Below are 12,886 nucleotides of genomic sequence, written 5' to 3'. Positions count from 1 at the left end.
TCGCGCTTCCTACGGCCCCATCGACCGTGCCACGCGTACACTCATATAGCTCATCCGGTTCGGGGGACCAAACCAGAGACGCGCAGCGGAGCGGCGGGTCTGGAGCGCACGGCTGAAGGCGCCGCCGCGCAGGACGTGGCCCTTGCAATCATCCGCGATCCACGCCGATCCGTCATTCGGCGCGCCGACATAGTTGTCGTGCCAGCAATCCTCGACCCAGTCATAGACGCCGCCATGGACCTCAAAGAGGCCGAACGGGTTGGCCGAGGGCGGCGGGGATGCCGTGGTCGCGATCGTCACGATGCCGATATCGGCGACCAGATTGGCGGCCGCGATGTCGGCGAGATGCGGATCGGCGCCATCGCCCCACCAGAAGGCGGTGGTCGTGCCGGCGCGCGCGACGTATTCGCGCTCGGCTTCGCTGAGGAGCCTGTAGGGACGCCCCGTCAATCGCGACAGCCACTGCACGTAGTGGCTGGCCTCCTGCCAGAGGATGCCGGTCACGGGATCGCGCACGTGCTCGGCCGGCTCGGTCGGATGAGGGCTGCACGCTCTTGCGGCCACGCAGGCGCTCCATTCGTCGAAGCTGACGGGCCAACGTCCCGCAGCGAAGCGCTGCACCGTCACCTGGTGCTGCGGCCGCTCGTCCTCGGTGCTGCCCACCTCGCTCGCGCTAGCGCCCATCATGAAGCTGCCGTCGGGGACGACCACCATCTCGGGACAGTGTGCGCATTCCCTGAAGCGATCCTTGGGCCTGAGCGCCGCTTCCTCGCTACGCGACAGCGGCTTCGATAGACGCATATCGAGTATTGCTGCATCAGTGCTCGCCAATGCCAGGCTGGTCGGAGCCTGCTCAATGGTTTGCGCCGACGCGAGCTGCGCCGAAAGAGCAGACATCAGCAACGCAAACAGGGCAAACGGCCGGTCAATGAAGCGGCCCATGAGACCCTCCCGGTCACGTCAGTGTGACCTTCAAAAAATGACTTCTTCAAAAAGGGTGCTTCCGATACCGGCAAAGCTCGCCGGCGATCAGCACCATTGCGCGCGAAAAGCGCCGCCGCGGTTCTCGTCAATCCGATGATGGTGCGAGGCGAATGTTTCAGGCGTGTTTCGCGACGCGTGAAAACAGTTTCGCCGTGGCACACTTTGCGGCTTCTGGCAGCGACAAAACGCCTCGATTTCGCCCGTCGCGCGCCACCACGCTTCTGCTCAATGGGAAATTGAGCTCCCTATCCCTGCGCGTCACTCCAGTCGTTTCGGATGCGGGAAGCGGGACAACAGGTCAGCCTTCACGGATCTTAGATCCGCGATCGTAGCTGCCAACTCATCGAGCTGCCGATGGCCATTGGAAATGTCGACCGCAAGGCGGTGCTGGTTCTCATTGTCCAGCGGCTCTCGCTCGAGATATTCGTCCGTCCCGTTCCCCAACGTGATGGCGGAACGCGCCAGAGCATCCTCGATGCTTCCGTTGACTCTTGTCTGCTCGCTTTCCGCTTCCGACAGAGCGGTGTCGATCGCCAACATGATCGGCGCGATCCACGCACTGCGCCCGCGATGCGCGGTGCCGCCCACCCTGACCACTCTCTTGATCCATTCGTTCAACATGCTGCGCCAGCGCATGCCAACGAATTGCATCGGACGGCGTGAATCGTCTTGGGCAAGCGCGCCAACCATTCGGCGTGCGGCGACTGTCAACTGAATCTCCATGCGGGTCTTCCGAAGCAGCGAGATTGAGCGTGTCACGCCTCGCGCAATTCCGACGGCGTCGAGCCGAACCGCTTGCGGAAGGCGCGGTTGAAATAGGACAGATCCGCAAAGCCCGAGGAATGCGCGATGTCGCTGATCTTGCGTGCGCGCGATCGCGGATCCTGCAGCAGCTTTCGCGCGAGCAACAGGCGCTGCTCGAGCACGAATTCGGTGAAGGTGGTGCCCGCCTGCTCGAACAGCCGCTGCGCCTGGCGCGGGCTCAGACCGGAGCGTCCGGCGACTTCCGACAGGCTGAGATCGTTGCGGCCGAGCGCCGACATCACGTCGGCGCGCATCAGATCGAGACGCGCGGCGGCGTGGCCGCGGCCGCGGGCAAGCGCTGCGTGCTCGGCATCGGTGCCGAGCAGGAGACCGACGAGATCGACCATGTGCTGTGCGGTGAGGCGCTGGCCGACCGCATCGAGATGCGGCGCGTGATTGGCGGCGAGCGCATGGTAGCGCGTGATGGTTTCGGCGACCGCGCCGTCGGAGAGGAGTTGCGAGATCTTCTCCTCGGCGCGTGGATTGATCTCGAGCAGCGCGCGGCGCGGCATGCGGATGGTGGTGAAACGATCCTGCTCGGTGTGGCCGACGGAGCCGGTGATGCTGAGATCAGCGAGCACCATCTGCGATGGCGCGAGATCGATCGTGTGGCCATTCTGCTGGACGCGAACGAGACCCGAATGCGCCGCAATCAGCACGAGATCGTCGCAGCCGTCGGCAAGACCGCCTTGCGTGCGCGAGAACTGCGCGGAGGCACCTTCGGGAATCCCGAGCACGATGTTGCCGACCAGGCTGACCTGGAGGCGGCAATCGATGCTGTCGCCGTGGCTCGGCGCGACGTCGAGCCCGCACGATCCGAAAGCCCGCTCACGCCAATGCTCGAACGCCGGGCCGCGCGGCAGCCCCGTATATTGATGAATGAAGATGCCCGGCGGCTTCGCTGGATCCAGCATTCGATGTCTCTCGCCCCTTCACTCCGGCGCGAACCGCGCCGGTACAGCCAAATTGCGCGAATTTGACGCAGTGAAACGGAAGGAGGTTCAAATGGGGCGCCACAGTCCGCCGGGATTGTCGGGATGCGACGGATAAATGGACCAGGGCGACATGCGAGATCGACCAGTCCCGGGTATCGCTCCGCTCACCCGGGCTACGCGATCTACTTCTTGGCGCCTGGGGGGGCCTGCGGCTCGGACGGCGGCACGGTCTCGATCAGCTTGCCGGAAAATACCGGCGCGGATGTCGGCTGGCCGCTGGGCGAGCCGCCGGCGGGCTCGACGGTGACGGCGTAGGTGGCGGCATTGATGAGGTCGGCATCATAGCCGGCGAGCACCGGGCGCGCGGTAAAGTCGCCATTGTTGATCACGCCGAGCGAGCGCGGGCGCGGCAGCTTGTCGGAGATCAGCCAGAGCTCAAAGCTCTTGCCCGGCTCCGGCGTGGCGCCCACTTTGCGCACCGTGAAATTCTTGGTCGCGCCGTCGATGGTGAGGATGAAGGCGGGACCGCCGCCCTGTCCCTGCAGCAGCGCGACATATTGCGATGACGGCGTCAGCGGCGCGGCAGGCGTCTTCACCTCGACGGTCTGAATCCGCGGCGCGGGACGGAGCGCGCCAGGCAGCGCATCGGGCCGCAGGATCTGAAGCGACAGCACCACGAACAGCGCAGCGGCAAGCGCACCGACGGCGGACGCGATGCTGCGCCAGCGCTTCACGCGGCCTTCGAGATAGATCACGTTGGTGTCGTCGACGATCGGCACCTGCGAGACGGTGAAATCGGGCGCGTGCACTTGCGGCACGAATTGCGGCGCGGTGTCGGGCGCAGCTTGCGGCTCGGCCGGCGGCTCCGACACCGGAGGCGGCGGCGCCTCAGGCAGCGCCTGCGGCTCCTCTGTTGCCCTGATGGGTCCGATCGCAGCCTTGATGTTCTCCCACACGATCGGCCGCGGCTCGACCGAGCCGACCATCTGGTTCAACACGCCCAGCCGCAATTGCCAGGCCTGCACGAGGCCGGCGAACTCGTTGTCCACCGCCATCATGGTCTCGACCTGCGTGCGCTCGTCGGCATCGAGTGTGCCGAGCGCATATTCCGCGGCGAGCGCGATATGGTCCTCAGTGTAGGCCATCAATTACAACCCAAGGCACTCCCGGATATCCATCATGCTGCGCCTCAGCCACGTCTTCACCGTGTTGACGGGCGCGGAAAACTTCTCTGCCAGCTGCTCGCGGCTCCAGCCGTTGTAATAGGCGAGAAGCACGAGCTTCTGGCGGTCCGGCTCGAGCCTGCCGACGCATTCCAGGAGCCGCTTCAACTCCTCCGTCATCTCGCGCCGCGCGAGCGGATCGGGGCTGTCGGCGGCAACCTCCATCGCCTGAGGCTCCTCCTCGATGGAGGCTTCGGTCTTCTTGCGCACCAGGTCGATGGCACGGTTGCGCGCGATCGACGCCATCCACGTGATCGGCGAGGACAACGCCGGATTGAACTGGCCGGCGCTGTTCCAGATCTTGACGTAGGTCTCCTGAATGACCTCCTCTGCGAGATCCTGTCGGCGCAAGATACGGAGCACGACGCCATAGAGTTTCGCGCGCGTGGCGCCGTAGAGGCGCTCGAAAGCTGCCTCGTCGCCTTTCGCCACCGCTGCGATCAGCCAGACCAGATCTGCTGGCGTCAGCATTCAGTCCCCCAACGCGCACCGCCCCGTCGCTTTCCCGCGAGGCCCTTTCAACCCCACTACCATAGCGCGCGGCAAAGCCCGCCACCACGGGGCCGGGCGCTACGCTGTGGACATCGCACGCGAAAAACCCGGACCCTTTGGGGGCCGGGCTCACGCAATTCCTTTGCCGTTCCTTGGCTGTGGTGCTCTGAGAGCGCTTTAAGCGATGGCGCCCATGCGGGCGCGCATCAGGCCGATGCTGTCGAGGTCGGCCTGCTCGCGGGCGCTCTCCTCGGCGCGCTCGCGCGCCTGGTCGCGCTCGTCCAGGAGCTCGACCTTCTTCAATTCCTCAAAAGCCTCGGCCAGCGCGCCCTTGGCCTCCTCGAGCTGGCCCTTCAGCTCGTCGGCCGAGCGGGTCAGGTTCTCGCGGCGCTGGATTGCGGCCTTGGCATAGGTCGGATAGGCGAAATGCGAGGGATCGTTGATCCCGGCGCGTTCCTGCTCGGTCAGGATCTCGCGCTCGAGATCGACGGACATGCGCTGGAAGTCCGCGATCATGCTCTCGATCTGGGTGACCCTGCGGCGCTTCTCGTCGACCTGAAATTTCTTCAGGCGAATGAGCGTTTCACGTGACTTCATCGACTCGTACTCCCCAGAAGTCCCCTAGCTGCACGTGGGACAACACCGGTCTCCCCGATCCCGAAATTGGGCCCCGACCGGCTCTGCTACTCTGTGGAGCGGATGATGGCCTGACAAAGTTAGCGTTCCGTTTCCAAATTCTGGAGGATTTGCGCCAACTGGCGGTAGCCGTCCGCCAAACCGGCACTTTCGTCCTTGCGCTGCCGCAGAAAGGCCTCCAGCGGCTCATGGAGCCGGATCGCCTCGTCGACCTCGGGGCTGGACCCCGCCCGGTAGGCGCCCAGCCGGATCAGTTCCTCCATGTCCGCATAGGTCGCCATCACCTGGCGGGCCTTCTGAATGGTCGGCCAGAACTGCGGGTCGGCCGATTTCGGCATCGTGCGGGAGACGGATTTGAGGATGTTGATGGCGGGGTAGCGCCCCCGCTCGGCGATCGAGCGTTGCATCACGATGTGCCCGTCGAGGATGCCGCGGACGGCGTCCGCGATCGGCTCGTTATGGTCGTCGCCGTCAACCAGCACCGTGAAGATCGCGGTAATGGCGCCGACCCCCATGCCGGGGCCTGCGCGCTCCAGGAGCTTCGGCAATTCGGTGAAGACGGTCGGTGTATAGCCCTTGGCGGTCGGCGGTTCGCCGGCCGAGAGGCCGATCTCACGCTGGGCCATGGCAAAGCGCGTCACCGAGTCCATCAGGCAGAGCACGTCCTGGTCCTCGTCGCGGAAATATTCGGCGATGGCAAGCGTCAGATACGCCGCCTGCCGCCGCATCAGCGCCGGCTCGTCGGAGGTCGCGACCACGACGACCGAGCGCGCCAGGCCCTCTTCACCAAGGTCGTCCTGCAAGAATTCCTGCACCTCGCGGCCGCGTTCGCCGATCAGCCCGATGACGCTGACATCGGCGTCGACGTTGCGCGCGAGCATCGACAGCAGCACGGACTTGCCGACGCCGGAGCCGGCAAAAATGCCCATGCGCTGGCCACGGCAGCAGGTCAGGAACGTGTTGAGCGCGCGCACACCGAGATCGAGCGGGCTGCCTACGCGCTTCCGCGAATGCGCAGGCGGCGGCGAATTGCGGAACGGCATCGGCGATGAGCCCTGGAGCAGCGGCCCCTTGCCGTCGATCGGCTCGCCCAGCGCGTTGACGACGCGGCCGAGCCAGGCCGCCGACGGCCGCACCTGATTGGCGGCATTCGCGATCACAGCCTTGCAGCCGCGACGCACGCCCTCGAGTCCGGCGAACGGCATCACCACAGCGTTGTTGCCGGAAAAGCCGATCACCTCGCAGGGAATGAAACGGTTCGCACCGGTCTCGATCACGAGCCGCGCGCCAACCGACATCGCGTGAATGGGACCTGCGACCTCGACCATCAGGCCGCGCACGCCGACGACGCGGCCATATATATTGACGCCGTCGATGTCCCCGATCTGCTCGGCCAGCGCCTTCATGATCCGGCCTTCATCCGCGACCCTTCATGACGAAACCCTTAAATTTCGCCACATTTCTGAACGGCGCTTAACTTCGTGTTTACCCGCATCATTAATCATTGCGTCACTGTCTTTGTGACTGAGCGCCTGCCCGACAGAAGAAGGGGAGTCGCGAGAGTCGGTTAGGCCCGTCTCTTAAAGTGGAACTTGAACGGAACCAGGTGACGAAAACTGCTTCTGCGCAACATCTTAGGGCGATTCGACGAAAATTGCACCGTGAGGTCTTGCGTTCCAGAATCAGACTTTGTTAACCATGTGACGTCAGGATCCGAATCAGTTGTTCAAAGGCGTTTTGTTGAGTGCCGCGAATGCGGCCGACCTGACGCCCGGAGCGGCGACTATGGGGAACTGGCATGCGCGTTTTGCTGATAGAAGATGACAGCGCCGTCGCGCAGTCGATCGAGCTGATGCTGAAGTCGGAAAGCTTCAACGTCTATACGACCGACCTGGGGGAAGAGGGCGTCGATCTCGGTAAGCTATACGATTACGACATTATTCTTCTCGACCTCAACCTGCCCGACATGTCCGGCTACGACGTGCTCAAGCAGCTCCGGGTCTCCAAGATCAAGACACCGATTCTGATCCTCTCCGGCCTCGCCGGCATCGAGGACAAGGTCAAGGGTCTCGGCGTCGGCGCCGACGACTACATGACCAAGCCCTTCCACAAGGACGAGCTGGTGGCCCGCATCCACGCCATCGTGCGCCGCTCCAAGGGCCATGCCCAGTCGGTCATCCAGACCGGCGACCTCGTCGTCAACCTCGACACCAAGACGGTGGAGGTCGGCGGCCAGCGCGTGCATCTGACCGGCAAGGAATACCAGATGCTGGAGCTCCTCTCGCTCCGCAAGGGCACGACCCTCACCAAGGAAATGTTCCTCAACCACCTCTATGGCGGCATGGACGAGCCCGAGCTGAAGATCATCGACGTCTTCATCTGCAAGCTCCGCAAGAAGCTCGCCAACGCCTCCGAGGGCCGCAACTTCATCGAGACCGTGTGGGGCCGCGGCTACGTGCTGCGCGAGCCGCACGAGGCCGACGAGCGGATCCCGGCCTGAGCCTTCCTTCTGCCGCGAGCCTCATTGGCTCGCTCATCCCCGACTGGACCCCGCCGCAAATGGCGGGGTTTTCGTTTTTTGGGGACACGAACAGAGCTTCATCCCCCTCTAACCGTTGAACCGGTATCCTCCACCTGCCGACGAATGGTGGCGTGACACCCGGGGGAACGATGATCCTGCAATCGCTTGCTGGCCTGCCGGCCTTTCTGGTCTATTTCTGCACCGGGCTGGTGGCGATCGTGGCCTATCTGTTCGTCTACACCCGCATCACCCCGCACAACGAATTCCAGCTCATCCGCGACAATGATCCGGCCGCCGCGATCGCGCTGGGGCTGAGCCTGCTCGGCTTCGTCGCGCCGCTGTTCAGTGCCATCGCACACTCGGCCAATGTGGTGGACTGCCTGATCTGGGCGTTCATCGCGCTGATCGTCCAGGTCGTCGTGTTCTATGTCGTGAAGATCCCGGTGCCGAATTTGTCGGCGCGGATCGCTGCGGGCGACATGGCGCCCGCGATCTGGCTCGGCCTTTCCTCGCTCGCCGCAGGCCTGCTCAATGCCGCCTGCATGATCTACTGACCATGGCCGCGAAGCGCCCCAACAAGGAGTTCGGCAAGCGCCAGCCACAGCCTTTGCCGCTGCCGCCGAAGGAGCCGGTCAAGCGCTCCGGCCATGTCGCGCTGCTGGTGATGGGCACGATCGCGGTCGGCACCACCGCCTACACGCTGATGCCGCGGCAGAACTGCGATCCGCCCGCGCCCGGCATGGCGGCGCCGGCCCAGCCCGATACGGGCTGCACCAGCCGAGGCTCGTCCGGCGGAAGCGGCGGCCGCTGGTCATCGCGCTCGAGCTTCTTCAGCAGCGACTCCTCGAGCCATTCCTCAACCGGAGGCTCGTCCGACTCTGGGTCCGGCGGAGTGACACGAGGTGGCTTCGGCTCGTTCGCGCATGCCTTCGGCTTCTCGGGGAGCGGCTAAGCCTACCCGAGTTTTGAATTCACCGCTCTTGGCCGGTCTGCTTAACTGGCGCAGGGAGGAAGCAACATGAAGCGTTCACGACGGGTCGTGCTCACGCTGATGGGCAGCGCCACGGTCAGCGCGGTCTCGATGGGATTCGTGCGGCGGCCCTACGACTGTGGACCCGGAATGACAGCCGTTCCCGGCATCGACGGACAACCCTATTGCCGCCCCGCCACCTATGGCGGCTTCGGCGGCACGCTGCATGTCGTTCATGGACACGGCCATGCCGGCCATGGTCATGGCCACGGTCATGGCGGCGGCTAGCGCATGCAGCGTATCATTTGTCCCGAGCGTGACGACTGGCGGCAAACCGCCGAACAATGCGGCTTCGACTTCCATACCATCGATGGCGAACGCTACTGGGATGAGCGGGCCTACTACGCCTTCACGCTCGACGAGATCGAACGCGCCATCGAGACGCCGACCGGCGAGATCGACGCGATGTGCATCGAGCTCGCCGGCCGCATCATCACTGATGAACGGCTGCTGGAGCGGTTGAAGATCCCGGAAGCCTTCTGGGACCTGATCGCCGAGAGCTGGGAACGTGACGATCGCAGCCTCTACGGCCGGCTCGACCTGAAGTTCGACGGCGAGTCTCCGGCCAAGCTGCTCGAATACAACGCGGATACCCCGACCTCGATCTTCGAGGCCGCGGTGTTTCAATGGACCTGGCTCGAACAGGCGATCGAGCGGCGCATCATCCCGGCGCGCGCCGACCAGTTCAACTCCATCCATGAACAGCTGATCGAGGCCTGGAAGACGATCGCGGCAGGCCAGCATCTGCATCTGACCGGCACGACCGGTAATGAAGAAGACACCGGCACGCTCGCTTATCTCGAAGACACCGCGCGCCAGGCGGGGCTATCGACCACGCTGCTCGACATCGAGGAGATCGGCTGGCGCGAGGCGGGCGGCGGCTTCGTCGATCTCGACGACCGCGACATCGCGCTCGCCTTCAAGCTCTATCCCTGGGAATGGATGTTCCACGACGCCTTCGGCGCCAAGCTCAAGGAGGCGCCGACACGCTGGATCGAGCCGCCGTGGAAGGCGGTGCTCTCCAACAAGGGCATCCTGCCGCTGCTGTGGGAGATGTTTCCGAACCATCCCAACCTGCTGCCGGCGTTCTTCGAGGATGATCCGCGCGCGACCGAGCTCGGCAGCTCCTATGTGCGCAAGCCGCTGCTGTCGCGCGAAGGCGCCAACGTCACGCTGGTCTCGGGCGGCGTGCCGCTCGACGAGCACGCGGGCCCCTACGGCGCCGAAGGCTTCGTCCGTCAGGCACTCTCGCCGCTCCCGAATTTTTCCGGCTTCTATCCCGTGGTCGGAAGCTGGCTCGTCAACCACGAGCCCTGCGGCCTGTCGATCCGCGAGGACGAAAGCCCGATCACCGGCAACAGGTCGCGATTTTTGCCACACGCGATTTTGTAGAGCGTGCGTCATTCCGCGGCGTGACTAACGGGTCCACGCAAACCGCGGCCCGATGACAGGCTCCATCGCGAGCCCGGAATGACGAGAGCAGATCACCGCGCCGCGGCGATCCTCATGCCTGCGAGCATCGGCGCGCCGGCCGGACGTGCTCCGCGCGCCGGATTGATCTGGTATAGGCCGCGGCGGTCGGCGACGGGACGGAAGGCGTCGGTGATGCCGACGACGGACTCGGCCGCACCAAGCAGCAGGGTGCCATCCGCCTCGAGGCTCTTCGCCATGCGTTCGAAGATCACCGCCTTGGTGTCCTGGTCGAAATAGATCAGCACGTTGCGGCAGAAGATGACGTCGAAGGTGCCAAGATGCGAGAAATCCTGGAGCAGGTTGAGCTGGCGGAATTGCACCATGGAGCGGACGTCGGCGTTGAGCTGCCAGATGTCGCCGGACTGGGTGAAGTATTTCACCAGCAACTGGATCGGCAGGCCGCGCTGCACCTCGAACTGGCTGTAGACGCCGGCCTTGGATTTCTCCAGCACCTCCTGCGACAGATCGGTGGCGACGATATCGATGCGCCAGCCGGCGAGCGCGGCGCCCTTCTCCTTCAGGCACATCGCGATCGAATAGGGCTCCTGCCCGGTCGACGATGCCGCCGACCAGATGCGCAGGCTTTTGCGCGCCGCGCGCGCCTGGATCAGGCCCGGCAGAATGGTGTCGCGCAGATGATCGAACGGAACCTTGTCGCGGAAGAAGAAGGTCTCGTTGGTGGTCATCGCCTCGACCACGTCGGTCGCAAGCTTGCCGTCACCAGTCTTGATCTTCTGCACCAGATCGGGAATGGCGGCGAGGCCGGCCTTGCGCGCGAGCGGCAGCAGCCGGCTTTCGACCAGGTAGGTCTTGTCGGCGGAGAGATCGAGGCCCGAACGTTCCTTCAGGAACTTGCGCAGATATTCATAGTCCATCGGCGTCACGAGCGGTCTCCCGAGAACAGCCGATTGACCTTCGACGCAATCTGATTGAGCGGCAGGATCGCGGCGCAGATGCCGGCATTCGCGGCCGCACCGGGCATGCCCCACACCACGCTGGTGGCTTCGTCTTGTGCGATCACGCTGCCGCCGGCGGCGACGATGTCCTTGCCGCCGCGCATGCCATCCGAGCCCATGCCGGTCAGGATCACAGCCAGAATGGCGCCGTGCCAGAGGTCGATGGCGGAGGTGAAGAGCGGATCGACCGCGGGTTTGCAGAAGTTCACCGCAGGTCCGTCGTCGAGCGCGATCGCGGCATCCGTGCCGCTCCGCACCACGCGCATGTGCCTTCCGCCTGGCGCGAGATAGATCTGGCCCGGCTTCACCGCCTCGCCGTCGATCGCCTCATGGGCGGGCCTGCGGCTCGACCGCGCCAGATGCTCGGCGAGAATGGTGGTGAAGGTCGGCGGCATGTGCTGGGTGATCAGCACCGGGAAGCGATCGATCACCGGACCGAGATCAGTCACCACCGACATCAGCGCCTGCGGCCCACCGGTCGAGGAGCCGATCAACAGCACCTTCGGGGTCTGCGTCGAGAACGAGCGTTTGACGAGCGAGGCGGCGGAGGCTGCTGGTGCGGCCGGCGCCGGTGCCGCAGGACGCGCGACGGGCTCGCGCGCAAGCGGAGCCGGGCTCGCGGGCGCGAGCGACGGGCTTGCGACCGCCGACTTCCTGCGCAGCCGCGCGCCGAGATGACGGATCTTCTGGATCAGGTCGTGATGGAAGATGTCGGCGGCGGAGGCCTCGCGGGTCGATTCCGGCTTCGGAATGTAGTCGGCCGCGCCCAGCGACAGCGCCTTGAAGCTGATCTCCGCGTTGCGGCGGGTCAGCGTGGAGGCCATGATGATGACGAGGTCGCGCTTCTTGGCCAGAAGCTGCGGCAGCGCGCTGAGGCCGTCGAGTTCGGGCATTTCGATGTCGAGCACGGCGACATCGGGATTGATGCGTTCGAGCTGATTGACCGCCTCTAGCCCGGTGCGCAAGGAAGCCACCACCTCCATGTCATGCTCGGCGCCGATCCAGCGCGAGATCAGACCGCGGATGACGACGGAATCGTCGACGATCATCACGCGCAGTGGCCCTTCCCGCGACGGACTGACAGTCGAACTTCCAGCGAACGCAACACTCATTACTCACCAACTCAGACTGGAACTGTTCAGTTGAAACAAACGCCGAAGGATCCGTTCAGCCCTCGGGCAGCACGGTCAGATCAGGCCGACTTCCTGGAACTTCGCCGTCACGATATCCTTGTCGAACGGCTTCATGATGTACTCGTTGGCACCGGCATGCAGCGCGCGCGCGATATGCGCGACGTCGTTCTCGGTGGTGCAGAACACCACCTTGGGCTGGTCGCCACCGGGCATGCGACGGAGATGGCCGAGGAATTCGTAGCCATCCATGACCGGCATGTTCCAGTCGAGCAGCACGGCGTCGGGCAGCCCGCGCTTGCAGGCTTCCAGCGCCTTCTCGCCATCCTCGGCTTCGAGGATCTGGAAGTCGAGGCCTTCCAGGATGCGGCGCGCAACCTTGCGGATGACACTGGAGTCATCAACGACGAGACAAGTTCTCATGTGAACCTCTACTTCCTGTCCCCGGCGGGACACTTCCAATTGCTGGTCGGTCGGCGGGCCGACCGTCGTCTCAGGCCGCCATCATCTCGGGCGCGAGCTCGAGGACGCGATCGACGTCGAGGACGACCATGAGCTGGCCGTCGAGGCGGTGAACGCCGCCGGCGAGCTTGGCCATGCGGGGATCGAGGTTGACGGGGTTTTCCTCCTTGCCGTCCTCGGGCAGGCGCAGCACCTCGCCGATCGTGTCGATGAGGAGGCCATAGGATTCACCGCGCAGGT

The 12,886-nt window shown here is 64.7% G+C and carries 16 protein-coding genes; 5 read left to right on the top strand and 11 right to left on the bottom strand.

The features are described from left to right. Nucleotides 1–9 precede the first annotated feature (9 nt). The 7 genes from QQL28_RS25655 to fliI all read right to left on the bottom strand — a co-directional run bounded on the left by QQL28_RS25655 (nt 10) and on the right by fliI (nt 6,480). On the bottom strand, nt 10–942 hold the full coding sequence (locus tag QQL28_RS25655; protein ID WP_284269962.1) for a formylglycine-generating enzyme family protein: 933 nt from the start codon (nt 940–942) through the stop codon (nt 10–12). 300 nt (nt 943–1,242) lie between these two features. Then, complete coding sequence (locus tag QQL28_RS25650; protein ID WP_284269960.1) at nt 1,243–1,707, bottom strand: hypothetical protein; 465 nt, start codon at nt 1,705–1,707, stop codon at nt 1,243–1,245. Between the two features lie 32 nt (nt 1,708–1,739). Beyond that, nucleotides 1,740–2,699 carry a helix-turn-helix transcriptional regulator gene (locus QQL28_RS25645; protein ID WP_348522524.1) on the bottom strand — a complete coding sequence of 320 codons (960 nt, stop codon included), beginning with the start codon at nt 2,697–2,699 and terminating at the stop codon, nt 1,740–1,742. 206 nt (nt 2,700–2,905) lie between these two features. Next, nucleotides 2,906–3,868 (bottom strand): anti-sigma factor, encoded by a 963-nt coding sequence (locus QQL28_RS25640; protein ID WP_284269956.1) that lies wholly within the window; start codon nt 3,866–3,868, stop codon nt 2,906–2,908. A gap of 3 nt (nt 3,869–3,871) precedes the next feature. After that, nucleotides 3,872–4,417 (bottom strand): sigma-70 family RNA polymerase sigma factor, encoded by a 546-nt coding sequence (locus tag QQL28_RS25635; protein ID WP_027527632.1) that lies wholly within the window; start codon nt 4,415–4,417, stop codon nt 3,872–3,874. Nucleotides 4,418–4,615: 198 nt separating this feature from the next. Beyond that, a complete protein-coding gene (gene fliJ / locus QQL28_RS25630; RefSeq protein ID WP_027527631.1) occupies nt 4,616–5,035 on the bottom strand; it encodes a flagellar export protein FliJ in 420 nt (139 codons plus the stop codon). A gap of 119 nt (nt 5,036–5,154) precedes the next feature. Further along, on the bottom strand, nt 5,155–6,480 hold the full coding sequence (gene fliI / locus QQL28_RS25625; protein ID WP_284269950.1) for a flagellar protein export ATPase FliI: 1,326 nt from the start codon (nt 6,478–6,480) through the stop codon (nt 5,155–5,157). A 392-nt stretch (nt 6,481–6,872) separates the two neighbouring features. Here fliI and ctrA point away from each other — a divergent pair, with 392 nt between their 5' ends. From ctrA to QQL28_RS25600, 5 genes are all read left to right on the top strand, one after another. Beyond that, on the top strand, nt 6,873–7,574 hold the full coding sequence (ctrA, locus tag QQL28_RS25620; RefSeq protein ID WP_016848562.1) for a response regulator transcription factor CtrA: 702 nt from the start codon (nt 6,873–6,875) through the stop codon (nt 7,572–7,574). A gap of 170 nt (nt 7,575–7,744) precedes the next feature. Then, entirely contained in the window at nt 7,745–8,149 is a 405-nt protein-coding gene (locus QQL28_RS25615; protein WP_284269902.1) for a DUF350 domain-containing protein, read from the top strand. A 2-nt stretch (nt 8,150–8,151) separates the two neighbouring features. Beyond that, nucleotides 8,152–8,547 (top strand): hypothetical protein, encoded by a 396-nt coding sequence (locus QQL28_RS25610; RefSeq protein ID WP_284269900.1) that lies wholly within the window; start codon nt 8,152–8,154, stop codon nt 8,545–8,547. Between the two features lie 66 nt (nt 8,548–8,613). Next, a complete protein-coding gene (locus QQL28_RS25605) occupies nt 8,614–8,853 on the top strand; it encodes a hypothetical protein (RefSeq protein ID WP_284269898.1) in 240 nt (79 codons plus the stop codon). A 3-nt stretch (nt 8,854–8,856) separates the two neighbouring features. Then, the gene (locus QQL28_RS25600) at nt 8,857–10,017 is read left to right on the top strand and encodes a glutathionylspermidine synthase family protein (protein ID WP_284269896.1); all 1,161 of its coding nucleotides are present in this window, start codon (nt 8,857–8,859) and stop codon (nt 10,015–10,017) included. Between the two features lie 92 nt (nt 10,018–10,109). Here QQL28_RS25600 and QQL28_RS25595 read toward each other — a convergent pair whose 3' ends face one another. The 4 genes from QQL28_RS25595 to QQL28_RS25580 all read right to left on the bottom strand — a co-directional run. Continuing rightward, nucleotides 10,110–10,982: a CheR family methyltransferase gene (locus QQL28_RS25595; RefSeq protein WP_284269894.1), complete on the bottom strand. Its 873-nt coding sequence runs from the start codon at nt 10,980–10,982 to the stop codon at nt 10,110–10,112. Next, nucleotides 10,979–12,166 (bottom strand): protein-glutamate methylesterase/protein-glutamine glutaminase, encoded by a 1,188-nt coding sequence (locus QQL28_RS25590; protein WP_284269893.1) that lies wholly within the window; start codon nt 12,164–12,166, stop codon nt 10,979–10,981. The genes QQL28_RS25595 and QQL28_RS25590 overlap by 4 nt, the downstream gene beginning before the upstream one ends. Nucleotides 12,167–12,241: 75 nt before the next feature. After that, nucleotides 12,242–12,607, bottom strand: a complete 366-nt coding sequence (locus QQL28_RS25585; RefSeq protein WP_007600538.1) for a response regulator — start codon at nt 12,605–12,607, stop codon at nt 12,242–12,244. 70 nt (nt 12,608–12,677) lie between these two features. Next, on the bottom strand, nt 12,678–12,886 hold a 209-nt coding region (locus QQL28_RS25580; RefSeq protein ID WP_284269783.1), incomplete at its 5' end, for a chemotaxis protein CheW.

Origin of the sequence: Bradyrhizobium iriomotense (genome assembly GCF_030160715.1) — a bacterium.
Lineage (GTDB): Bacteria > Pseudomonadota > Alphaproteobacteria > Rhizobiales > Xanthobacteraceae > Bradyrhizobium > Bradyrhizobium iriomotense.
This window is presented reverse-complemented; position numbering and strand designations above follow the sequence as displayed.